26 protein-coding genes and 1 pseudogene are annotated in these 21,999 nt (G+C 60.9%); 15 read left to right on the top strand and 12 right to left on the bottom strand.

Annotated features, from left to right (window positions below; genetic code table 11):
* The first annotated feature begins 130 nt into the window (after positions 1-130).
* Positions 131-1,090, top strand: coding sequence for a LysR family transcriptional regulator (locus CKW40_RS19030; RefSeq protein WP_095201436.1), 960 nt, complete (start codon positions 131-133; stop codon positions 1,088-1,090).
* A gap of 15 nt (positions 1,091-1,105) precedes the next feature.
* Here the strand turns inward: CKW40_RS19030 and CKW40_RS19025 are convergent, their stop codons facing one another.
* Positions 1,106-1,522, bottom strand: a complete 417-nt coding sequence (locus tag CKW40_RS19025) for an acyl-CoA thioesterase (RefSeq protein ID WP_095201435.1) — start codon at positions 1,520-1,522, stop codon at positions 1,106-1,108.
* 159 nt (positions 1,523-1,681) lie between these two features.
* Here CKW40_RS19025 and CKW40_RS19020 point away from each other — a divergent pair, with 159 nt between their 5' ends.
* From CKW40_RS19020 to CKW40_RS19010, 3 genes are all read left to right on the top strand, one after another.
* Positions 1,682-1,930 (top strand): ParB N-terminal domain-containing protein, encoded by a 249-nt coding sequence (locus CKW40_RS19020; RefSeq protein ID WP_008875526.1) that lies wholly within the window; start codon positions 1,682-1,684, stop codon positions 1,928-1,930.
* 124 nt (positions 1,931-2,054) lie between these two features.
* Positions 2,055-2,540 carry an SRPBCC family protein gene (locus CKW40_RS19015; protein ID WP_095201434.1) on the top strand — a complete coding sequence of 162 codons (486 nt, stop codon included), beginning with the start codon at positions 2,055-2,057 and terminating at the stop codon, positions 2,538-2,540.
* A gap of 25 nt (positions 2,541-2,565) precedes the next feature.
* Positions 2,566-3,522 (top strand): alpha/beta fold hydrolase, encoded by a 957-nt coding sequence (locus CKW40_RS19010; protein WP_095201433.1) that lies wholly within the window; start codon positions 2,566-2,568, stop codon positions 3,520-3,522.
* A gap of 50 nt (positions 3,523-3,572) precedes the next feature.
* On the opposite strand, the gene CKW40_RS19005 is transcribed toward CKW40_RS19010, so the two are convergent.
* Positions 3,573-4,598 carry an isopenicillin N synthase family dioxygenase gene (locus CKW40_RS19005; protein ID WP_095201682.1) on the bottom strand — a complete coding sequence of 342 codons (1,026 nt, stop codon included), beginning with the start codon at positions 4,596-4,598 and terminating at the stop codon, positions 3,573-3,575.
* A 114-nt stretch (positions 4,599-4,712) separates the two neighbouring features.
* On the opposite strand from CKW40_RS19005, the gene CKW40_RS19000 reads away from it, so the two are divergent.
* Together CKW40_RS19000 and CKW40_RS18995 are read left to right on the top strand one after the other, a co-directional pair.
* On the top strand, positions 4,713-5,111 hold the full coding sequence (locus CKW40_RS19000) for a GFA family protein (RefSeq protein WP_095201432.1): 399 nt from the start codon (positions 4,713-4,715) through the stop codon (positions 5,109-5,111).
* A 151-nt stretch (positions 5,112-5,262) separates the two neighbouring features.
* Positions 5,263-5,475 carry a hypothetical protein gene (locus tag CKW40_RS18995; RefSeq protein WP_095201431.1) on the top strand — a complete coding sequence of 71 codons (213 nt, stop codon included), beginning with the start codon at positions 5,263-5,265 and terminating at the stop codon, positions 5,473-5,475.
* A 6-nt stretch (positions 5,476-5,481) separates the two neighbouring features.
* On the opposite strand, the gene CKW40_RS18990 is transcribed toward CKW40_RS18995, so the two are convergent.
* Positions 5,482-6,387: a hypothetical protein gene (locus tag CKW40_RS18990; RefSeq protein ID WP_095201430.1), complete on the bottom strand. Its 906-nt coding sequence runs from the start codon at positions 6,385-6,387 to the stop codon at positions 5,482-5,484.
* Between the two features lie 167 nt (positions 6,388-6,554).
* Here CKW40_RS18990 and CKW40_RS18985 point away from each other — a divergent pair, with 167 nt between their 5' ends.
* From CKW40_RS18985 to CKW40_RS18975, 3 genes are all read left to right on the top strand, one after another.
* Positions 6,555-7,427, top strand: coding sequence for an undecaprenyl-diphosphate phosphatase (locus CKW40_RS18985; RefSeq protein WP_095201429.1), 873 nt, complete (start codon positions 6,555-6,557; stop codon positions 7,425-7,427).
* Between the two features lie 135 nt (positions 7,428-7,562).
* Positions 7,563-8,183 carry a transglutaminase-like cysteine peptidase gene (locus tag CKW40_RS18980; protein WP_095201428.1) on the top strand — a complete coding sequence of 207 codons (621 nt, stop codon included), beginning with the start codon at positions 7,563-7,565 and terminating at the stop codon, positions 8,181-8,183.
* Positions 8,184-8,366: 183 nt separating this feature from the next.
* Positions 8,367-9,158 (top strand): phosphodiester glycosidase family protein, encoded by a 792-nt coding sequence (locus CKW40_RS18975; protein ID WP_095201427.1) that lies wholly within the window; start codon positions 8,367-8,369, stop codon positions 9,156-9,158.
* Positions 9,159-9,257: 99 nt separating this feature from the next.
* Here CKW40_RS18975 and CKW40_RS18970 read toward each other — a convergent pair whose 3' ends face one another.
* Positions 9,258-9,887, bottom strand: coding sequence for a DedA family protein (locus tag CKW40_RS18970; RefSeq protein WP_095201426.1), 630 nt, complete (start codon positions 9,885-9,887; stop codon positions 9,258-9,260).
* A gap of 25 nt (positions 9,888-9,912) precedes the next feature.
* The gene (locus tag CKW40_RS18965) at positions 9,913-10,896 is read right to left on the bottom strand and encodes a DUF1402 family protein (RefSeq protein WP_179298016.1); all 984 of its coding nucleotides are present in this window, start codon (positions 10,894-10,896) and stop codon (positions 9,913-9,915) included.
* Between the two features lie 239 nt (positions 10,897-11,135).
* Here CKW40_RS18965 and CKW40_RS18960 point away from each other — a divergent pair, with 239 nt between their 5' ends.
* The gene (locus CKW40_RS18960; protein WP_095201425.1) at positions 11,136-12,209 is read left to right on the top strand and encodes a glycoside hydrolase family 25 protein; all 1,074 of its coding nucleotides are present in this window, start codon (positions 11,136-11,138) and stop codon (positions 12,207-12,209) included.
* A gap of 33 nt (positions 12,210-12,242) precedes the next feature.
* Here CKW40_RS18960 and CKW40_RS18955 read toward each other — a convergent pair whose 3' ends face one another.
* Complete coding sequence (locus CKW40_RS18955; RefSeq protein ID WP_095201681.1) at positions 12,243-12,437, bottom strand: hypothetical protein; 195 nt, start codon at positions 12,435-12,437, stop codon at positions 12,243-12,245.
* Positions 12,438-12,545: 108 nt separating this feature from the next.
* Complete coding sequence (locus CKW40_RS18950) at positions 12,546-13,481, bottom strand: LysR family transcriptional regulator (RefSeq protein ID WP_095201424.1); 936 nt, start codon at positions 13,479-13,481, stop codon at positions 12,546-12,548.
* Positions 13,482-13,586: 105 nt separating this feature from the next.
* Between CKW40_RS18950 and CKW40_RS43805 the strand changes: the two genes are divergently transcribed.
* On the top strand, positions 13,587-13,748 hold the full coding sequence (locus CKW40_RS43805) for a hypothetical protein (protein WP_179298015.1): 162 nt from the start codon (positions 13,587-13,589) through the stop codon (positions 13,746-13,748).
* Positions 13,749-13,787: 39 nt separating this feature from the next.
* Positions 13,788-14,396, top strand: coding sequence for a class I SAM-dependent DNA methyltransferase (locus tag CKW40_RS18945; protein WP_095201423.1), 609 nt, complete (start codon positions 13,788-13,790; stop codon positions 14,394-14,396).
* Positions 14,397-14,421: 25 nt separating this feature from the next.
* Here the strand turns inward: CKW40_RS18945 and CKW40_RS18940 are convergent, their stop codons facing one another.
* Positions 14,422-14,793, bottom strand: a complete 372-nt coding sequence (locus tag CKW40_RS18940) for a VOC family protein (protein WP_095201422.1) — start codon at positions 14,791-14,793, stop codon at positions 14,422-14,424.
* 219 nt (positions 14,794-15,012) lie between these two features.
* On the opposite strand from CKW40_RS18940, the gene CKW40_RS18935 reads away from it, so the two are divergent.
* Genes CKW40_RS18935 through CKW40_RS18925 form a run of 3 tightly spaced genes read left to right on the top strand, consistent with a single transcriptional unit; the run spans position 15,013 to position 17,168 of the window.
* Entirely contained in the window at positions 15,013-15,984 is a 972-nt protein-coding gene (locus tag CKW40_RS18935) for a DUF3592 domain-containing protein (RefSeq protein ID WP_179298014.1), read from the top strand.
* A 43-nt stretch (positions 15,985-16,027) separates the two neighbouring features.
* Positions 16,028-16,549 carry a hypothetical protein gene (locus CKW40_RS18930; RefSeq protein WP_095201421.1) on the top strand — a complete coding sequence of 174 codons (522 nt, stop codon included), beginning with the start codon at positions 16,028-16,030 and terminating at the stop codon, positions 16,547-16,549.
* A 4-nt stretch (positions 16,550-16,553) separates the two neighbouring features.
* A complete protein-coding gene (locus CKW40_RS18925; protein WP_244571216.1) occupies positions 16,554-17,168 on the top strand; it encodes a hypothetical protein in 615 nt (204 codons plus the stop codon).
* 76 nt (positions 17,169-17,244) lie between these two features.
* Here CKW40_RS18925 and CKW40_RS18920 read toward each other — a convergent pair whose 3' ends face one another.
* The 4 genes and pseudogenes from CKW40_RS18920 to CKW40_RS44415 all read right to left on the bottom strand — a co-directional run.
* Positions 17,245-17,958, bottom strand: a complete 714-nt coding sequence (locus tag CKW40_RS18920; protein WP_095201419.1) for an ImmA/IrrE family metallo-endopeptidase — start codon at positions 17,956-17,958, stop codon at positions 17,245-17,247.
* On the bottom strand, positions 17,955-18,260 hold the full coding sequence (locus CKW40_RS43005) for a helix-turn-helix domain-containing protein (protein ID WP_143748330.1): 306 nt from the start codon (positions 18,258-18,260) through the stop codon (positions 17,955-17,957). The genes CKW40_RS18920 and CKW40_RS43005 overlap by 4 nt, the downstream gene beginning before the upstream one ends.
* A gap of 835 nt (positions 18,261-19,095) precedes the next feature.
* Positions 19,096-21,117, bottom strand: a complete 2,022-nt coding sequence (locus CKW40_RS18910; protein WP_095201417.1) for a site-specific integrase — start codon at positions 21,115-21,117, stop codon at positions 19,096-19,098.
* A gap of 7 nt (positions 21,118-21,124) precedes the next feature.
* Positions 21,125-21,999: pseudogene (locus CKW40_RS44415) on the bottom strand (hypothetical protein); the annotation flags it as partial.

The raw sequence follows: 21,999 nt of genomic DNA, 5'->3' as shown, positions 1-21,999 counted from the left end.
CCTGGTCCTCTGGATGGAGCGCGAAGGCTTGTTCTTGGGAGGCGTTGGGGCGCTCTCCTGAGGTCAAGGATTGCCTTTGCGCCAGCATTGCGCAAATAGATAATGGGAATAGGGAGCATAGATTTCAGGAATGGCTTTGCCGCGCCCCGAACGCCTGGTCTGGGACCTCGACTGGAACCTTCTGCGGACGTTCATCGTCATCGCGGAAGTGAAGAGCATCACCCGTGCCGCCGAGCGCCTCAACCTCAAGCAACCCAGCGTCAGCAACGCCTTGCGGCGCCTGGAGGACCGGGTTGGCCGGCGGCTGGTCGAGCGAGACGCGACACGCTTCGAACTCACCGAAGTCGGGCGGCTGATTTATGAGCAGAGCGTCGAGGTCTTCGGCTCGATATCGCAGCTGCCACTGTTGATGCGGGGAATCAGCGACGACGTTACAGGCCACGTCATGATCGCCACCGCGAGCCATGTCGTCTCGCCGCTGTTCGATCGGGCGTTGGCGGAGTTTCATCGCAACTACCCGCGCGCCAGCATCACCATTTCGGTTTCGGCAAGCACCGAAGTCGCCAAGCAGGTGCGGGAACGTCGTGCCTCCTTCGGCATCTGCCTCGTCAGCCAGCGCGACCCGGCGCTGGACTATGCGATGGTCTATCGCGAATTCTTCGGCTTCTTCTGCGGTCCGCAGCACAGGCTTTACGGAAAGACCGGACTGACGCTGGCAGATCTGAAGGGCGAACCCTCGGTCTCCTTCCAGACCGACCATATTTCGGACGCGTTGCGCCCAGTGGCGTTGCTGCGCAGCGAGGCCCGGCTGAATGCCGATGTCGTCGGCGTGTCCTCCAGCCTGGAGGAGGTGCGGCGCATGATCGTTGCCGGGCTCGGCATCGGCCCGCTGCCGCTGCATGTGGCGCAACGCGACGTGGCTGACGGCGCGCTGTGGCGGCTGCCGCCCTACGACGCGCCGCCGGCCATCGACATCTTCCTGCTCACCAATCCCGACAAGGCGATGAATCGCGCCGAGAAGGCACTGCTGTCTGGGCTGCAGGCGCTGATCGCCGAGACGCCGTTCGAGGAGCGCATCTACAATGGCTGAACAGCGGAAGCCGATCTATTCGACGAGGTAGGCCGCCGCACGGCCGCGCATCGGCTCGTCCAGCACCACCGAGGCTCGCGCGGCAAGATCGAAGCGCACGCTTGTGGTCCGGCTCGATGCATGGACGATGCCGTCGAGAGACCCCGACATCACCTGTTGGAAAGTGATGGAGGTGCGGCCAATCTTCACCACATGCGAGTGGATGGTCAGCAGCGATCCGGCTCTCGTTTCATGGCGATAGTCGATTTCGGTGCGCACATCGGCCCATCCGGGTGCCGAGGCCTGGCTGCCGTCCTCCCCGGCGATATGGCCAAGAAGCTGGAAACTGGCGTCGTCGAACATCGCCGCGTAATGGCGCACATTCATGTGACCCATCACGTCGCACATCCAGGGATGCGCGACGCCGACAAAGGTGACGAGGGATTTGCTCATGGGGATTGCTCCGTCCGCGATCGCGGATAGGGAATAACGAAATGCGCGGCGACAGGAAAACCGGCTCCTTAGGCCTGGTATTCGTTAGCCGCGCCCTTGGCCGCCTTCAGCAAACCGACTATCTCAGGCGAGGCGGTATTTTCCGCCGTGGGAGCCAGTATGCTCAGAGTGCAAAAGGTCAAGGTCGACGACATCTATGTGCCGACGGCGCGCAAGAAGACGCTGCACCCCGAGACCGTCCGCCATCTCGCCGAGGACATATTGGAGAACGGCATGAAGACGCCGATCCAGGTCCGCCACGACGGCAAGCGCCATATCCTCGTCGAAGGCCTGCATCGGCTGGAAGCGGCCAAGTGGCTCGGCGAGACCGAGATTGACGCCTATCTGGTGCAAGCCAAGCGCCACTGACGCGAGCGCGGTTCGCGGTTCTCCCAGCACATAGTCTCCAGAGTTTTTTCGCTGGCCATGTCGGGTTGCGCTCTGTCGGCTCGTCCTTGGGGCGGAAGCCAGATCAAACCCCGAGGAGACCACCGTGACCACCAAGCTCGACATCGCCCCCGCCAACGACCGCGAACTGGTTGTCGCCCGCATCATCGATGCGCCGCGCGAGAACGTCTATCGCTGCTGGACCGACCCGAAACTGGTGACGCAGTGGTTCGCGCCAAAGCCGTGGACGACGCCGCGCGCCGAAATGGATGTGCGCACCGGCGGCTCGAGCCTTGTCATCATGGCCGGCCCCGACGGCAATGAATTCCCCAACCCCGGCGTTTTCCTGGAAGTGGTTCCCGGCAAGAAGATCGTCTTCACCGATGCCTATACCCAGGCTTGGGAGCCATCCGAAAAGCCGTTCATGACCGGCGTGCTGACCTTCGAGGACGAAGGAGGCGGCAAGACCCGCTACGTAGCGCGCGTTCAGCATTGGAGTGTCGCCGACCGCGAGCAGCATGAGCAGATGGGTTTTCACGTGGGTTGGGGCCAGTGCACCGACCAGCTCGAAGACCTCGCCAAGACGCTTTGACATCAGCGCTCGAGATGAGATCGAAATGTCCAAGACCCTGTTTTTCGCCATTCTTGCTTCGGTCGCAGCACTTGTCGCTTGCCCGAGCACCACAAATGCCGAGGAGGCAAAACCTGCCATGACGACAGAGACCAAAACGTTGCCGAAGCCGGAAAAGTCCGGCCTGCTGCCGATCAACGGCCTGAACTACTACTATGCCGTCTACGGCAAGGGCGAGCCGCTGCTGCTTTTGCATGGCGGTCTCGGCTCCATCGACATGTTCGCGCCGATCCTGCCCAAGCTTGCCGAAAACCGCACAATCATCGGCATCGACCTGCAAGGCCATGGCCGCACCGCGCTCGGCGACCGGCCGTTCAGCCTGGAGGCGATCGGCGATGACATGGCCGCTATCGTCAAGGCGCTCGGCTATCGCCAGGTCGACGTCATGGGCTATTCGCTGGGCGGCGGCGTCGCCTTCCGCATGGCGGTCCAGCATCCCGAGACCGTGCGCCGGCTCGTGCTGGTCTCGACCGGCTATGCCGCCGACGGCTTCTATGACGAGATGCGCCCGCAGCAGGCGCAGGTGAGCGCGGCGGCGGCCGAATTCATGAAGGACACGCCGATGTACAAATCCTACGTCGCGGTCGCGCCGCACCCGGAAGATTTTCCGAAACTGCTCGATGCGCTCGGCAACTTCATGCGCCAGGACTATGACTTCTCGGCCGATGTTTCCAAGCTGAAGATGCCGGTCATGCTCGCCTATGGCGACAGCGACATGTACAAGCCCGAGCATGAGATCAAGTTCTACCAGATGCTCGGCGGCGGGCTGAAGGACGCCGGCTGGATGCGCGAGAACCTGTCGCAGAACCGCCTGGCGATCCTGCCCAACCGCACCCATTACGACGTCTTCTTCGCTCCGGAACTGACGGCCGCCGCATTGCCGTTCCTCAACGGCGAGACCAAGGTGAAGAGCTGGGACGAGGTGGTCAGCGAAACGGAATGACGGCATATCGTTTCCGCCGGCCGTCTTCTGCGAGATGGCCGGCGTGTTGTTCAGGAAGCTGCCCGGCGCGGCTGCCTGAGATGCTTGATGCCGCTCATCTCGACGAAATTCGTAGCCGCTTCCCAGAGATAGTCGCCGTAGAGAAACGGCTTGAAGGGATCGGCGCCGCTCAGTGGCAAGGGCGCGATCTCGGCATCGACACGCGGCTCATAGAAAAACGGGATCGAAAACCGCGCCGTCTTCGGCGCAATCACCCGGTGCCGCGTCGCCCGCACACGCCCGCCGGTCCAGCGTTCCAGCAACTGGCCGAAATTGACCGCCAGCGTGCCGTTGGCCGGCGGCACGTCGATCCATTCGCCGGCGAGGTTTTTTGCCTGCAAGCCTTCGACGCCGTCCTGTGCCAGCAAGGTGACGAAACCGGAATCGGCATGCTCGCGGCCGATGATGGTGCGTCTCTCGCCCTTGTGGACCACCGAGAAGTCTGGCCCGCTGATGTCGATGCCTGCATTGGCGTCGCGCAGGGGGTAGCGGATCAGGCGCAGCGTCGAGATGCCGTGTTCGAAATAAGGATCGAAGATCGCTTCCGGCAGGCCAAGACCGCGCGCGATCGACCGCATCAGCGCGCTGCCGACCGTCTCCATCGCGCGATAGTAATCGGCCGCAGCCGCGCGCCAGCCGGGCAGGGCGCCTTCGGCCGGTAAGGGCGTCGGCTCGCACAGCGGATCGTCGGATGCCGAACGGCCGGCTGCACCAGCGATATCCGGGCCCATGTCGATGCCTTCCTTGTAGGAGACGGCTGTCGGCTGCAACGGGAACCAGCCGCGATAGACGTTCTTTTTTGTCTGGTCGAAATTCCAGCGCAGCAATTTCTGCTTCTCAGGTTGGGGAAGGGCGAAGATGCGCAGCAATTGCGCTCGGCTGTCCGGCGTCAGCCAGGCGTCGCCGGGAAAATCCTGGACCGCCATGAAACCTATTCCCGAGGCAGCGGCCATGATGCTGGCGTCGGCGCGGTCGCGGGCGGCCGAGGGCGGCCCGAACAGATCCGCGATGCCGATGGTGTCGATGTCTTGCGCCATGGTGAACTCCATCGCATTCCGATTATCGATGGCGTTGTATCAAAGCTTTTCAATTGACCCTGTCGATCATGCGACTAGCTTGCCGCTTATTCTCTCCACTCGTGGATCAAGGCGATGGCTAGACATCAGGGCGGGTGCCTGTGCGGAGCGGTGCGCTATCGTACCGACGCTATTCCCATCAACGAACGCGTCTGCCACTGCCGGCTTTGCCAGAAGGCGATCGGCGCCGCCTTCAACGCATGCGTGTTGTTTCGCATCGATGATGTGACCATCGAGGGGCCGCTGGCGACGGTGAACACCTCGCCCGATCTCAAGCGCGGGTTTTGCCCGAGCTGCGGCACGACGATGTTTTCGCGTCGCGACTCCGCCGGCATCATCGGCATCACCACCGGTTCGCTCGACGATCCCACTTTCTTCAGGCCGCAGATGCACATTTTTACCGCCTCGAAACAGCCCTGGGTGGTGCTCGATGACGGCCTGCCGCAACATGAAGGCGCTCCGCCGCCAGGCTAGGTCTTTCGTTCTCCCTTGTGGGAGAAGGGAAGATGAAACCATGACCAAAATTTAATCCAAAACAACACGCGATAGCCGGCAAAACGTCATTGGCGGGCCATCATTGTCTTCCTATCTATGCTGCGCGGGCCGGCATTCGAGGAGACGACGGATGAACGACAGCATCAGCACCCTGGACGAGCTTTTGAGCGATCCGATGGTCCTGCTTGTCATGGAGCGCGATCGTGTGCGCCCGGAACAGGTACGCATGCTGCTCGAACGGGTCCGCAGCAGGGTGCCCGATAACGCACGCGCCGATCAGCCGGTCGTTCCGCCGGCCCATATCGTGGCCAAAAGTTGTTTCCAGCAATGGCTGCGCAGTTAGGCACGGTCAGTTGGAGCTAGCCGGCAAATAGCTGTAATGGCTGCGGAAATAGGCGATTCTGAAGCCCAGCCGTGCATAGTTGCGATAGGCCGGGCCGTTGCGTTCCTCGTGCGGCGCCTCGATGTCGGCGACGAACAGTTTCGCGCCGGCCGCAATTCCGTCGCGCACCAGCGCTTCTCCAAGCACCGCGTCGAGATCGAAGCTCGGCGCCATAATGCCCGGCACCGGCGCTTCGATGCCGCTCCAGGCCGCGCCGTCGGCGCCGATGAACAGCGAGCGCACCGCCACCACCGCGCCATCGCGCCTGGCCATGTAGTGATGCCAGCCTTGTCGGCCGACCAGAGCCAGCAGCCAGGGTGAGGTGGGCAGCCGGTAGCTTCTGTCGATGAAGCCGGCCCATTCGCTTGCCGATGCCTTCGTTACGCGTTCGACTGAAACCCCGTCAGCCATGAAGAGCGGCTCGGATGACAGCGGTTCCGCCTCGCGATAAATCCGCTCCCAGCCGCCCTGGCGCTGCAGGCCGCGCGCCTCGAGCCAGCATCTGAGGCGTGATGGTTCTGTGTGTGGATTGACATAGAACCAGGGCCGCGAAATGCCGGCGGCGCGGTAGTGCGCCAGCAGAGCGTCGAGCTGGCTTTCGGAGGCCGGGCTGTCGACGCCGAAATTCTTCACGCAGTTGAAATGGACGAACGGGATCGTCGTGCAGGTGGTCCAGGTGAGGTCGCCTTCTCCTGCTATCGAAAGCCCTTGCCTTGCCGCGAAATCGGCCGGCGCGGCCGCATAGAGGTCGAGCCAGGCGTTCACCTCGGCACGCTCGATAATACGGCTGAGGTCGCGCGAGACATCCTCGATCGCGATGCCGGGCGGGTGCGATTCGGGCAGGGGCTGTAACTCTGACAGGGCGGTCGGCATGGCTCTCCTCCGTCATTTAACTTACAGTGTAAGATTAGCGGAGAATAATATGAACGGGCGGCTTGTCAAGCGGCGCCTTACAAATCCGTAAATAGGATTCCGGGGATCGCCAGACTATTGCTCGGCGGGGGATCGCCCCTCATGGTTGTTCGACAGAAAGGCTCGATATGGCAGACATCTGCACTCAAGGCGTAGACACAGGCTTCGTCGGCCTGGGATTTGCCAAGGTCGCCTTTCTCGGCCTGGTGCAGGGCATCACCGAATTGCTGCCGATTTCCTCGACCGCCCATATGCGCATCGTGCCGGCGGTGCTCGGCTGGCAGGATCCGGGCTCAGCCTTCTCCGCCGCCATGCAGCTTGCAGCCCTTGCCGCCGTGATCAGCTATTTCTGGGGCGATGTCCGAGATCTCCTGTTCGGCTCGCTCGACGCTCTGACGCGCCGCGACTTCGCCGACCGGCATTTCCAGTTGGCTTGCTGGATCGTGCTGGCGACGATCCCGATCGTCATTGCCGGCGTCGCGCTGTCGGGCGTTCTCAACGCCTGCAATTCGCCGCTGCGCAGCCTGAGCGTGATCGGCTGGTCCTGCATCGTCATGGCGATCCTGCTGGCTCTCGCAGAGATTTTCGCCCGCCACAAACGCACGATCGGCGAGGCCTCGCTCACCGACGCGCTGCTTGTCGGCGTGGCCCAGATCGGCGCGCTGATACCCGGCGTCTCGCGCTCGGGCTCGACCTTGACGGCGGCACTTGGGCTCGGCTTCAAGCGGGCCGAGGCGGCGCGCTTCTCGTTCCTGCTCGGGCTGCCGGCGATCGCGCTGGCCGGCCTCAAGGAGTTGTGGGAACTGCACAAGGTTCATCTCGACGCCCATGGCTGGTCGGTCCTTGCCACCGGGCTGGTCGTCGCCTCGATCTCCGCCTTCTTCGCCATCTGGGGCCTGATGCGCGTGCTGGAACGCTTCTCCGCCTGGCCCTTCGTCATCTACCGCGGCCTGCTCGGCGTCGTCCTGTTGCTCGGTGTGGCGATGGGATGGCTGGCTTAGCGGGCTTAGTGTTGCGTGCAGGCAACCAGTTGGGCGCCTGAGTCGATCCATCGGAGATGTGATCGCTAGGGTTGATTGACTTCGGAATATAACCGCCCTTAACATTCTGTTAACAAAACGGATGGGTGGGGCCGGATGGCATCCTCGATGGGTTGGCGCCGCAAGGCGAAGGGGCTGGGGCTGGCGGTTGCGCTGACCGCTTTCTGTTCGGTGGGGGCCTATGCAGCGCCTGCTTCCATGGTTGTCGGCGGCTCGACCTCCCAGCCGATCGGCCACTACGATTTTTGCAAGATACATGTCGCCGAATGCTCGATCCGCTCGCCCAACAGCGTGCCGGAACAGCTGACCAGCAAGCTGCTGCACGAAATCTCAGCCGTGAATCTCTCGGTCAACACGCGCGTCAAGCCGATGAGCGACATGGACAATTACGGCAAGGACGAATGGTGGGCCTATCCGGACAACGGCTTTGGCGACTGTGAGGATTACGCGCTGGAAAAGCGGCGTGAGCTCAACAGCCTGGGCATTGCCATAGCCAATCTTTTGATGACGGTCGTTCGCAAACCGGATGGCGAAGGTCACGCGGTGCTGACGGTGCGCACCGACAAGGGCGACTTCATCCTCGACAACCTGACCGACAAGGTCCGCCTCTGGAACCAGACCAGCTATCGCTACCTGAAACGGCAGGCGAGCGACAACACCGGGCACTGGGTTTCCATCCTGGGTGGCGACGAACAGCTGGTCAGCGCCGTCAAATAGTCGAGATCTTTGTATTGATGCAATTCCGGACGGAAAACCGCTTCACACTTTTCCTGGAATTGCTCAGTTGGCCCCGCCGCGTCCGAGCTTGAAACCCGATCCGATCCTTCCGTGCCGGTCTTCCATGGTGCCAGCAAGTGGTGATAACCACGACAGCTGATTGAAGCTGGCATCCGCAGGCGCATGGACTTTCTGACACTTCTCAACTCGGCGCCCCTGCTGCTGGGCCTGGTTAAGGCCGCGCTGCCGCAGGCGGTCGCCACGACGATGGCGTTCAGCCAATGGTTCGTGTCGGTGCCGCCGTGCCGCGACTTCGCCTTCGAGGCGACGAGCTACCTCATCTGCGAGGTTGATCCGAAACTTTATTCGATCGAACTGTTCTGGAAGGACCCGGCCGGCAAGCCTTTCCAGTCGCTGCACAATCTCGACACCGCCCAGCGTGCGGCCGGCCGCACCATGCTGTTTGCCATCAATGGCGGCATGTATCATCCCGACCTCAGGCCGGTCGGCCTCTATGTCGAGCGTGGTCAGGAAATGGCCGGTGTGAAGACGGGATCGGGAAGCGGTAATTTTTCGCTGCAGCCGAATGGCATCTTCTACATCAGCGGCGCCAAGGCCGTGGTCCGGGCGACCAGGGATTTCGTTAGGGAGCGGCCGTCCACCGACTATGCGACGCAATCCGGACCGATGCTGGTGATCGACGGCCAGCTTCATCCGAAATTCCAGTCCGACGGCACCTCACGCAAGACCCGAGATGGCGTCGGGGTGCGCAAAGACGGTGTCGCGGTCTTTGCCATTTCGAACGACACCGTGAATTTCCATGCCTTCGCCCGGCTGTTTCGAGATGCGCTCGGCTGCGACAATGCGCTGTTTCTCGACGGCACGATATCGAGCCTGTACGCGCCCGCGATTGGCCGCAACGATGACTACTGGAATCTGGGGCCGATGATCGGGGTGTTCAGGAAAAGGGGCTAATGCATGTTGCCCAAAAATGATCTCGGTTTTGGGAGAACGACATTCATCAAAACAAAGACCTAAAGCGCGTCGCGTGTACCCGCTTCGATGCGACGCGCTTTAGGCGCGGGCGGTTCGCCTGCGCCGGAGCTTGAGGGCGATCACCGCGATGATGATCAAGGCGATCGCGGCGATCCCCGCCAACCCGAACCGGCTGGTCACATCGAGTTCGGGGATGCTGCCGGCGCCCTTGGCCACCAGCCATCCCGGCGACAGCACGACCGGAGCCCAGATGATCGCCGACAGGATGTTGGCGATCTGGAAGCGGCGGCGGTGCATGCCCATCATGCCCGCGACCAGTGGAACGGTGGCACGGACCGGGCCGAAGAAGCGGCCGACGAAAACCGCTGCAAAACCATAACGGTGGAAGAACAGCCGCGCCCTGGCGACCTCGCGGCGGTAGCGGTTGAGCGGCCATTTGTGGACGACACCGCGCCCCAGCCATCTGCCGAGAAAGTAGGAGATGGTATCGCCGAGCGCCGCCCCGATCATCGCGGCCAGAAGAACGGGCAGAGGCTGGACGATGCCGGCCCCCACCAGGCCGCCGACGATGATGAGCACCGTGGTGCCGGGCAGGAGGATACCGACCAGCACCAGCGACTCGCCAAAAGCCAGCAGCCCGACCACGAGGCCGGCCCAGGCCTGATGGTTCTCGATGAAACAAACGCTCTGGTCGATGAACGACTGCACGCAGGCTCCCTGTTTAAAGCGTTTCTCAGCTGCCGCTGTCGAGCAGGCTTCTGAGTTCGTCGAGCTTGTCGTTGACGAGCCAGCCGTAATAATTCTCGACCGGTAGCTTGCGGCCCTTGCCGCCGGCAACCGCCGCGCGCAGCTCGGCCGCGCGCTGCCGGGGCTGGCCGACATTGTAGAGCGTGGCCGTGATCCCCGGATTGCCTGATATGTCGAAACCCTGTTCCTTGTAGGCGTCGATGGCGTCGCGCACGATCGCGGCGATGTAGACGATGCTGCGGTCGGGATCCATGACATCGCGATAGATCGCCTGCGGATGATCGGGCGTCAGCCTGTCGTAGCCGCTTACCTTGTTCACCAGATCGGTGACCTCGAGCGCGGTCAGCGGGCTGATCTGGCCGAGGCCGAATGTCTGGCCGGCGAAGAAGGGCTGGAAGAAAGCCTGCTGGAATGTCTGGGCGTCATAGGTGACGCCGTCGACCGTCTTGCCGCGGAAACGGTCGACCCACACCCTGTCGCGGCAGCTCCACAAGGAGGCACTGTCTTTCGCCTCGGCGCAGGCCGCGAATTCCGGCCGCTGGACAAAGGTCTGCACCGGCACGCCCTTGTAGCGGAAGGCAAAGTCGAGACCGGAATAGGACAGCGCCTTCACATAGTAGGTCTGGACCGAACCGACGGCGGTGACATTGTAGGTATGTTCGCCGACCAGCGCGCCGACAATATGGATGGGGTCGATATCGTAAGCCGCCGCCACCTGCTTGATATGCGCCACCAGTTTCTTCTCGCGCTTCAGCAGCGCGACGATCTTCTGGTATTTTTCCGCGTAGGTGGTCTTGAAGGCGCGGGTCCGCGTCGCCGATGCGTCGGGGATAGGCGGTTGCGTCTGCGAGCGATTGCCGGGGGGAACGACGGTCAGTGCGCTGGCGTGCGCGGTCTCGCCCATGAGCGCGCCGCCGCAGGAGAGGGCCACGAGCAGGGGGACCAGGAGAAGCCGCTGCAACGCAATCATCGGGCGCCTTTTGGGAATCGTGGGAAATGCCGGCGGCCAACGCCGCCGCATCCCGTCTCAACAGCCACATAATGGCACTGTCAAGGCTTGGCCCGGCCGGCGACGGCGAATGTCTGAAACGGGTCACAGTCATGGTAAAAAACTTGATTCAAACTTTATTGGTAATTTCTCGTTCATAACTGGGCTGGTTGTCCGTGGGCCGTCGCCTTCGGTCTGTTGTGTTTTGAGTACAGGTCCAGATGCGGTTACCAGGCGCCATCAGTTTCGTGATCGCAGCGCTGTGCCTTGCCGGCTGCTCGTCGACATCGGGCATGGACGCGCTCGACATGCAGAAGCCGTCGAATGAAACCACCAGCTCGGTGGTGCGGCCAAGCGCGCCGATCGCATCCGTTCCCGAGACCAAGGCCAACAAGGTGCGCAAGTTGGCCGAGGCCGCGCCCGCTGACGACAATGCTCCGCCCTTCGGCCTGGCGGAGGAAGAGACGGTGGCGTTTCCCGCGCCTGAATTGCCCGACAGCGTCGATCCGCCGGTCGAGCCGGCAGCCCTGGTCTCGCCGCCAAAACTCCTGTCGCGGGCAGCCCCTCCGATGCTTGCCGGGCCGGTCACGCGCTATGGCTTTCGCGATGCCAAGCCGATCAATTTCGGCCGCTCCTCGCCCCGCCACCTTGCCGTGCACGGCGTCGACGTATCGCGCTGGCAAGGTGACGTGAACTGGGGGAAGCTGCGTGCCCAGGGCGCCAACTTTGCCTACATCAAGGCGACCGATGGCGGCGACCATCTCGATCCGATGTTCATGAGGAACTGGCGCAATGCCGATGCCGCCGGGCTGAAGCGCGGTGCCTATCATTTCTTCTACTGGTGCCGCACCGCCGGCGAACAGGCCGACTGGTTCATCCGCAACGTGCCGAAGGTCGATGGCGCCTTGCCGCCGGTGATCGATGTCGAATGGAACGGCGACTCCTCATGCAAGCGGCGCCCGTCACGCGAAAAGGTGCTGGAGAAGATGCAGGTGTTCATGGACAAGCTGGAGCGCCACTATGGCCAGCGGCCGATCATCTACACCAGCCCCGACTTTTACCGCGACAATCTGCGCGGCGCTTTCCCAGACTATCCGTTCTGGCTGCGCGCCGTGGCCCGCCATCCGTCGAAGGTCTATCCCGACCGCAAATGGCTGTTCTGGCAGTATTCCGGCTCCGGCCTGTCGCATGGTGTGACCGGCCGCATCGATCTCAACGTCTTCCACGGCGACGAGCGGCAATGGCGCGCCTGGGCCGGCGGCGGCGGCCGTCAGATGATGGCCGACGCGGACTAGGGTTCGCATCGCCCTTCGCTCTGGTTCTGCCGCCTATTGGAGCTGGTTGCTCCCGCCGTTCCTCTCCTCGCTCAGCCGCAGCTTTCTCCTCAATGCCATGATCTCGGCAATCGCCGCATCGATCATGGTGAGAAGTGTCAACGTGTCGTGCTGGGTTGGATCGGCTCTGACATAGGCGAGCTGATTGACGATGTCGGTGTCGTCGTCGGTTTCGTCGCTCTTGGCCATCATCCGGCTATCCTCCCTGAGGATTTCTCCATCGGATCGCATCGCTCGTCAAATTACCCTTCGGTCACGTCATCGTGTCGATGGGCATAGGCAACACTACGGCTTTTGCTAACGGGCCGCCAATCCCACTGGTCTTGCCTGGCGCGCTTCTTGCGCTCGAATATCCGCGGTCTGGGCCAGCACCCAGTCCCGGAACACCTTGATCTTAGGCGTGTTGCGGCGGCTTTCCAGATGCACCAGCCAATAGCCGTCGCCGTCGGATCCGACGATGTCGAAAGGTTTTATCAGCTGCCCCTTCGCCAAAAGCGCGCTGTAGAGGTTTTGGGTGAGGATGGCAGCAGCCTGATCGGTCAGTGCCGCCATGGCGTCATAAGACTGCCCGCCGAGTGCCGGGCCTGGGATGATGCGAGCGGGATCGAAGGGCACGCCGGCCGCTTCGAACCAGATTTTCCACCAGGGATCGTCAGGGCCGCATAGCGGCACCTTGTAGAGATCCTCGGGGCGGCGGATGCCGCCCACGCTCTCGGCCAGTTTTGGACTGAGCATCGGCGTGTAGTCCGCCTTGAACAGATAGTGGGCTGTCAGGTCAGGCCATTTGCCGGTGCCGGTCCGAATGCCGATATCCATGCCCTCGCGGCCGAAATCGACCAACCTCGACGATGTATCCACCTTCACGGCGAGGTCGGGATGCATCAGCTGGAATGTTCCAAGCCACACGGCCAGCCAGTTCGACGCAAATGTCGCCATGGTCGTAAGCGACAGCACGCCGCTCGCTCCGCCCTTTGTGGCGACCCAGGCATCGGCCAGGGCCGAGAACGCGCCTGTTGCGTGCGGCGCCAGCTGCTGCCCGGCCTCGGTCAAGGCGATCTGCCTTGTTTTCCTTATGAAAAGCGGCGTTCCGGCGCGTTCTTCCAGCACCTTGATCTGATAGCTGGCCGCTGACTGTGTCATGCCGAGTTCTTCGGCCGCCTTGGTAAAACTGCCCAGTCGCGCCGCGGCTTCAAAGACCCTGATAGCCCCCAAGGGCGGTAGCTCCCAACTCATGACGCATCAATCCTCCTGATGCATGGTACGCGACGTTCGATTGGAAACCAAGGCCGCAAACAGGCATGCTCTGGTCATCAACACGAACCCGAAAGGACCACGGCAATGACCCTCTACAACACGCTTCGCCGCCCGGTGCTCGACCTCTTCACCGCGCCGTTCAGACCCCGCGGGCGCGGGCTGCTCGACCAGCGTTCGCTGTCGGATCATTTCCTGCGCGACATCGGCGTTCTCGACGGACACGTGCCTCCCGGCACCGTTCGCTGAACACGCCTTTTGATCCACATGAATGCGAGGGAGGGAAGGATGGATGAGTTGTCGCAAGCTCTGGCTAAGAGCCGTCAAACGATCAGTGCCTATGAGGACTATGCGGAACGTTACGATGCCATCGTGCGGCATGTCCCCAACGACAGAGAGCAGGCATCGCTGAAGCGCCTTGTGGCGATCGCCGGCACAGAAGGCCGGATCCTGGAAGTCGGGTCCGGAGCGGGCTACGATGCGGACTTTCTGGAGGGTTTAGGCGTCAAGGTTCGCCGCACCGATGCGACAAAACGGTTTCTCGAGCTGCAGGCCGCGCGCGGCAAACGGGGTGAGCTTCTCGATCTCCTCACCGACGATCTCGGCGGCCCCTATGATGCCGTCCTGGCGCTCGCGGTCCTGATCCATGTGCCGAGAGACCAGATCGACCAGGTGCTTGCCAAGATAGCCCGGTCGCTGCGGCCAGGCGGCGCCTTCCTCGTATCGATGCGCGACGGCGATGGCGAGACGGACAGCAACTATCACACGGTCTTGTGGCGCAGGGACGACTTCGCGGCCCGTCTCGAAGCCGCCGGGCTGGTGCTTCTCAGAGACGATTTCAACATCGGCCGCAACAGCGAAGAATGGAACACCTTCCTGGCCGTAAGGCCGTCGTGACGCTGAGGAGAAGGAAAGGCACGCCTTACGCCTCGTTGATCATCGCCTCGATATTGTAGCCATCGGGATCGAGCACGAAGCAGGCGTAATACTTCTCCGCATAGTCCGGACGCGGGCCGGGCGCACCATTGTCCCCGGCGCCCGCCTCAAGTGCTGCCTGATGAAATGCATCGACCTCCGCCTTGCTCTTCACCCGGAACGCAACATGCAGATGGGTGAGCGGCGGCGTCTCGCCCGTGCGCTGGATCTCGAACAGGCAACCATTGCCGACATCGAAGGCCCAGAACACGCCCTCCTTGCCGAAGGACAGGCGATACCCCAACGGCGCGAAAGCGCGTTCATAGAAGAGCTTGCTCTTCTCGAGGTCGCCCACTTCGATGGTGATGTGATCGATCATGTCGTGTTCCGCCTGGGATGCGATGCGGGCAGGATGACGGTCGCAATAGCCGATGTCGAGGACGGATGCTCAAGAGCAACGGTGGTGCGGCGATGCGGCTGGAAGCCTGGTTCATGTCTGGCTTTGCCGGCTCCGTCACCCCTGCGCCTCTGCGAATAAACAAGACATTGCCGTCAACGTGCTGTCTATATGAGGTTCCTGCACTCCGGGGGGATCAGGGTGGAACTGGAGCTCAAATTTCTGCTGGTCGGATTTGCCTGCGCGGTTGCCGGCATGTTGTCGCTCATCACCTTCGTGAAATGGCGCGAGGTGCGGGCGCTGAGCCACTGGTTGCCGACGCCGGGAAAGATCATCTCCTCGCGCGTCGAGGCGCGTGAGGTCAGAAGCTCGGGCGCTGGCTCGGACAGCAGCGATACCACCGAGATGCGCAATTTTCCGGCGATCACCTTCGAATACAAAGTGGGCGGCAAGAAATTTCAAAGCGCGCGCTACAGCGTGAAGGAGAATTTGGGGAATTTCGAAGTCCCCGAAACCCTTGCGCAGTTTCCCCGCGGCGCGGAGGTGACCGTCTTCTACAATCCAGCTGATCCCAGCAAGGCCGTGATCGAGCGCACCATGCCGGACGGCGCCTTCAAGTTCATGTTCCAGCTCTCGGCGGGGCTGGTGATCGGCGCGCTGGTTCTGGTGTTTTCAGTCGGCGGTTTGCTGGAGGCGATCCGGCCGCATTTGCCCAAGCCACAGAATCTCGGCGCCGCGGCACTGCTGCTGTTCATGGGCCTGTTCGCCCTGCGCATGGGTTTCGCCCAGAAGTCGCTTGCCGAGCACGCGGCAAAATGGCCGGTCGCAGCTGGCCGCATTGAGTCCTCAGGTCTGCAGGCGCTGCGAAACTATAGTGGCTATCGACGCTGGCGCACCGTCTTCAAATCCCGCATCGTCTACAGCTATGGCGTCGCCGGCCAGCGCTACAGCGCCAACCGCGTCACCTTCGGCGCCACGGTCACGGCTTCGCTGCCTGGCCTCGTCAGCGGTCAGGCACGAAGCTATGCCGAGGGCAGCAAGGTCGACGTGCATTACGACCCCGCCAATCCTGGCTCAGCCGTGCTCGAATGCCGGGTGCGTGGGCTCTGGCTGCTGTGGATTTGTTCGGCGGGCTTTCTCGGCGGCGCTGCCTGGCTGGTCGGGCTGGTGTGAGGACAGGCTTTTGGCTTCCACAACGCTTTCCCGGAGACATCTGGTGATCCTTCGCAAACTGGCCTTTGTTCTCCTGGGGCTGCTCGGCCCGATGCAAGCGGCGAGCGCAAGGGAATGTTTGCTGAGCCACGCCACCTACCGTGAGCCACGTTCGGGCGCGGTTCTGCAATTCCGGCCGCTCGACAATGAGCCGACGGCGCTGACGGCGCAGGTGTTTTCGCTGCGCGTGCCCAACACGGACAAAAACCTGCCGGCCGACATCACCTGGACCAACGGCAAGAATTCTTTTCCGCTCGGCACCATCCGCCACACCTGCACCGACGACGACCGCGAAGCAGGCCTGCAAGATGGCAGCGGCCTGTGCAGGATATGGGACGGTCAGGTCTACGCCTTGACCGGCGGCGGCGCGGAGCAGCTGAATTCGCGCGAAGCGACACCGGCGCCGAAAGGGTTGCTGCTGCCCGATTTCGGCGTGGCTTTCACCGAATGGGCCGATTTCGCCAACGCCAATCCGGACGGCTCGGCCTGGGATGCCTTCACTCTGACAGGATGCAGCGATGACTAGCGCCATGAGATCGATCGTTTGGATCAGCATCCTGCTTGCGTCCGTGACGATATACGGCCTGGCACGCGCGGATGAACCCGCGCCATCGCGCCCGCCGATCGACAAATGCGTTTGGGAAAAGCTGGCAGACAAGACGATCGGCCTTGCCGCCTGGGCGCAGCGCTGCGACTTCGGCTTCCGCCAGATCCACTTCGAATTCGCCGGCAACGCACTCGCCATCAAATACAGCGATGGTGGTGACGCCGATCCGCTGGTCGAGGTGTTCGACCTCAAATCCGGCGAAACCGCCGAGGCTGCCGTACAGCGCCTGTTCCTGGAAAAGACCGACAAGGCCGTCAGCGCCCGCTGCGTGCTGGCGCCTTACACCGAGGGCACCGTGCCCGCCGGCGTCAGGCGCTACACATTCAGCCCCGACGCCGCCTACGCGAAAGAACTCGCCGCGCTTGCTAATCCCGATGAAGTTCCCGAACCACCCTGCGGGGATTGGGGCGAAATGCCTGACGGCGTCCAGTATTTCGAGGTGCCGGCAGGTGAGGCGCGGAAAGTGCTGTTCGTTCGGGCGGGGCAGGATGAGCCGTTGTTTGACGAGCAGACGCTGCGAGTGTTGCCGGCTGGGTAGGTGTTGGGCTCTGGTTGATGACCCAGGAGGTGGCTCGAAGCGGCGTGTCGTCCTGAATTCCATTCAGGACGTCCTGCTATGCATCCAACAAATTATTCTCTGGTCGCCTGCCGCTAAAAAATAGTGAAAACTGGCCGACCGGATCGGCAGTCCGTTCAATGGCTTTTTTGGGAGGGAGATCAGAAATCACAGTTTTGATCCAATTCCCCTCTTTGGACAGACTGGTTTGATCTTGACGCATCTTTAAGCGGCCTAGATGCTTGTGGATTCTAATGGCCTGCCTTTCAGTCAATTTATAAGCTTTTTTGATTTCTATGGCAGTTTTATATCTTTTGCAAAACGAATATGGATAAAGAAAGCAAAGGGCGAATGCCGTTGCTTGCCACTCTGCACTGTTGGGCAACGGCGTATCTTTGATTCTATCTCGATACACGGCGTCAGCGTTATTTAGGCCGAGCGCTGCATATCTGTGGTGCAGGAAAAGATGCCCTACCTCATGAAGAAGAACTTCTGTAGCGAACGCTGATTTTTGGGCGGCAGCTTCGTAGATGCTCTCGGAAACGACTATTCCTAAGGGGTCTTCAGATATAAAGGCACGACGAGCACCCATTGTCACATCGTCTTCTATGAAGAGATATAGCCCAGGAAAAATCTTAGGCAGGTCGATTTCCAAGTATCGAATTATGTCTATCTCTCCTTCACTGGAGTCAAACGCTGAGGCACGAATTGTCTCTGCCAAGCGATTGATCTGATGAAGAGAAGCGCCCTTGGCGATATAGACATTTTTCATCGCACGTCACCGTAACGTGGCTGCGGAACTCGTGTGAGTTTGTAAGTAGGATCTTGCGCTGCAAGCGCAGCCTCAACTTCTTCGAGATCTAAGCCGAGGATACCCATCACCAGTACGACATAGTGCGCCGGGGGCGTTTTTTGACCAGTTTCTATGAGTGAGATATCGCGAGGACTGGTATTCACCAGTTTGGCCATCTCGGGGCGAGTCATTGTCATTGCTGTACGCCCTTCGGTGCATAAGCGTCCGAAGGGCGTTAGCTTGTACTGATCGTTTGATGCCGCAACTTCAGCCGCAGCCATCTTGGTGTTCCTTCTAGTTCTCAGCTGCATCCGCTCGTCGCGCCTATCTTCTATTGATGCCGTCCCGAGAAAGGCGAGAGTTGTCAATATGTTACGGCTGAATTACTCGCGTTGCTACTCGCAAAATCCGCTGTGAGTATCAGGCAAGCCAACCCGCTGCTTAGCGAGCGACGGCACATCGATAATGGAGGGAAATGCCGACGCGCCTTCGATCGACCAGGCTGTCGAAAGTCGCAGAAAGCGTTGCAGGTGGAGCGAACTTAGGTTCGATGTAGGACGCGGATGTTTGACTCGGTGAGAAGGCTCCGAAGCCTCTCGTTTTCCCCGGTTAGTTCTTGAACCGATTCTTCAAGCTTCCGGACACGGCTCTCGGCGTCGATGTATTCAAGTTCTGCCTCGACCCAGCGCTGCTTCAGAGCTTGCAGCTGATCTCGCAGCTTGGACCAGGCGCTGGTGTCCGCTCGAGCCGTTTCGGCTGCGGATTGAGCAGGCGATTGAGATCGATATCGCGCAGTCGCAATTCGCCCGAGGACGCGCTTGATCTTTTTCTTGTATCGCTCTTTCAGGTTCTCGCGGTAGAGATTCCCGCCTTGAAATTCCAGATAGGTCTTGCTCAGGCCTCCCCTGACGAGGACCTCTCGTATGGTCGGGGCCCGCGCAGAGTGAGGATACTTTCCACGGTTCTGCTTCACCTCCTTTAGGATTGTCCTTAGTGTCCAGTCGATGCGCTCGAAGCTTTCAAGGTCGTGCGGGGCGCAGGGCACGAGTATCCGTGGAGCGGCGGCACCTTTCTTTGCCGTGTGCCTCCGTGGTCGCCGTTTGTGGGACACCTCGGTCACGACACACCACGCCAGATCTGGCCAGCTATTTCAAACCGAGCGACCATCTCCTCCCGGACCTCCTCCCATCGATGAAGATTCGCCAGTATTTGACCTTTGAGGCGGGCCACGGCCATGGGGTAATCTGTTGAGCGAGAATACTCGTCAATCTGAGTCAGCAATTCCTGGCGGCACTGCGCCTTGGCAAGCTCCAGTTCGAGGCGAGCTGCGCAATCTGCGCGACAGCCTCCCTTGTCCGGGGCTCCCCGGCCCTTGGTGCATGCTCCGAACTGGCCTGGTGCCTTGGTGCAGATAATGCCGGGACGGACTAGGCCCCAATAAGTTCCGTTCGCCGTCAAGATCTCGGCCGCTTCGCGACGGTCATCCGTTCCGAAGGCCTCGATCCCTCGCCGCATCGCCATACCCTCGAGACCGCTCTTCAGCGTGGCGGCCGCTGGTCCGCCGGCTCTGCCGTCCAGTACCTCCTCGATGGCGGTGCTAGCCAGGACGATCGACGCTTCGGCTGCCGTCTCCATCACTTCTGACGAAAGGTCCGGATTTGACAACAAATAGGCTAGTAAGTGCTCAAAGTCGGCATGCCCCAACAGGTCCAACAACAGCTGCATGGATTCGACCACTGCAAGAGCAACCAATCGTGTTACCGTGTGTCTCCAACGATGGCCGTGGGGCCTGCCGTTGCATCCTTCGGTAAGCCCAAGGTGATCAACCGCGTACACCATGGGTTCCGTCATATTGGCGAGATGTCCCCCCCTTCGAGACTCCTCCAAGGACTTGAACTGCACCCAAAGATGCCGCTTGCCTTCGGGGCGGATTACCGATGCCAACTTCTCTTGCAGCGCCAAGGCCCGCGTGGCCATTGGATGCAGCGGCCAGTCCCGTTCCTCGCCGCCTATCATCGGTTTCATCTTGTGCGTGCGCGAGTGCATCCGCCCATCTGATTGCTCGCCGGCTTTCACTTCCGCGCGTGTGCCCGAGATTTCGTGGTGCCGTGCAGCTGTGCAAAACGCAAGAAGCGTGAAGTCGAGCGCCTGAATAAGGCCAATCAAAAGTGCGAGTGAGCCATAATTTTTTGGCGGCCAAGCATCGGACAAGGCATAACGCTGATGGTCGACTCTCTGGCGAACCTTGAATGGGAGCGTTGATTGGTGTTTTATATCATCGCCATACCAATCGAACCCGGATACGATAGCATTCTTTCGGAGTTTTACTTGCTCATACGAAAGCCCGGGATTTTGTTGGGCGATTTCTTCGGCATTCGACCAGCACTGAATGCATTTTTCCGCGATATTCTCGATGATCCATATCGATCTTCCGATAATTTCCACCACGAACTGGTCGTCGAAATGTTCTTTTTCGGCAGCGTTGGTGATCTCAATTTGCTCGTCTTCTTGGGTACCTTCGTCGTCGCTGTCTATGGGGTTTTTGTGGCTTTGCTCTGCCGATGCTCTTGGCTTGGCTTGAGGTGGAGACGAGCCTAGCAAATCTGGAATGAATCCTCTTGCAGCCCCTTTTCTGAGGCGTTGATAGATCGTTTCCAGATCGTCTCGACTACGCTTGCTACTCGTGATCTTGTTGAACTTTGGCCGCCGGTCGTCGTGAAAGAGACCCCAGATCTCGCAAAGATCTGGCGGGGCGTCCTCGATGAGGTATGACACAGCCCGCAGAAATAGCCCGCTGTGGGTGAGCCAGCTCGATGGCCCCAGGCCGTTTCCGCCTCTCTTTCCGTCGTGGGGTAGCCAGAGGACCAAAAGTGCGCGGCGGACGTTCTCGTCACGGTGTCGTGCGACGGCTTCTTCCACCCCAGCGAATAGCTTTCCGCCGAGCGAAGGGTCGCGACGCCGCGATCCTGGACGCCGCATTGCCCCCGGGGGAAGGTATGTCTCGGGGACTTGAAGGATGGGATCGCCGAGTCTGCAGCCTGGAAAGATCTCAATGCGCCTCAGCGCATTCCAGTCGAGCATGGCGAGTGAGGGAAAATGGCCGGCCTCGACCAGTCTGTCTTGGCGCCAGCTGTCCATCGCAGGACTAGTAGAGTGGGTAGGCATCGAAAACTCGCGCTGTTCCGGACCGCAGTTCCTCGACACGCGCTTGGTAAGCTGCGCGTACGGTATCTTGATCGAATTGGCGAAGGGTTGCCGCAATGGACTTCTCTTCGTCTTCGAGCGACGTGCCTCGCCAGGCGTCCAGCGGCCGCAACCTTCTTTCGGCATGAAGGTCTGCGAGCGCGTAGGCGAGGGGCTTTACTGCATCGTCGAACGCCACTCCGTGAGGGCATCCTGTGCATCGCTGCAGCCGGCATAATTCCCCGGACACATGGTCTGGAACGAGTTCCTTAGGCGGGTGCTGGGGATCAAGGCAGCGCATGCCGTGGCGGGTGCGACTGCGCAGATCCATAAGCCTGGCTTCCTCTTCGGGGGTGATCTGCCCTTTTTGAACGAGGATCCGCAGGCGCGTTGGATCGAGCCGTCGAGCGCCGACTATCTCGGAAAATATGTGGTCCTGAAGTATTCGGTACTTTTTTTCGCTATCGCGCCTGTACCGTCGCACCGATAGGTAGTGTCTAAGGGTTCGCTGGTTGCGATGTCCTCCCCCATATTGCGCCACCAGAGTCTGTCCTGTGCTGAGGTAGGCATAGTTGATCCACGAGTCCCGTATCTGCGACGTGGAAAGGGTCGCTAGATAGGGGTGCTCCTGATCAAGCGAACGCGCCTTCACAACGGTGCGAATGAAAGTATTCAACAGGGGGGCCGAATTGGATGTTACGTAGCTGACATGTGAATCGGCGTGCAAAATTGACCCCATAAGCTGGGGAATCGGCGTCCAATTTTGACCCCCCTGATGCTTTGATTTGCGACCATCAGCTCGTCGTGGCGAGCTGATGGTGTGGGGATGAAGTCGGT

Source organism: Mesorhizobium carmichaelinearum (assembly GCF_900199455.1).
Classification (GTDB): domain Bacteria; phylum Pseudomonadota; class Alphaproteobacteria; order Rhizobiales; family Rhizobiaceae; genus Mesorhizobium; species Mesorhizobium carmichaelinearum.
Note: the sequence above shows the minus strand (reverse complement) of the source record. Positions and strands in the feature narration are given on the sequence as shown.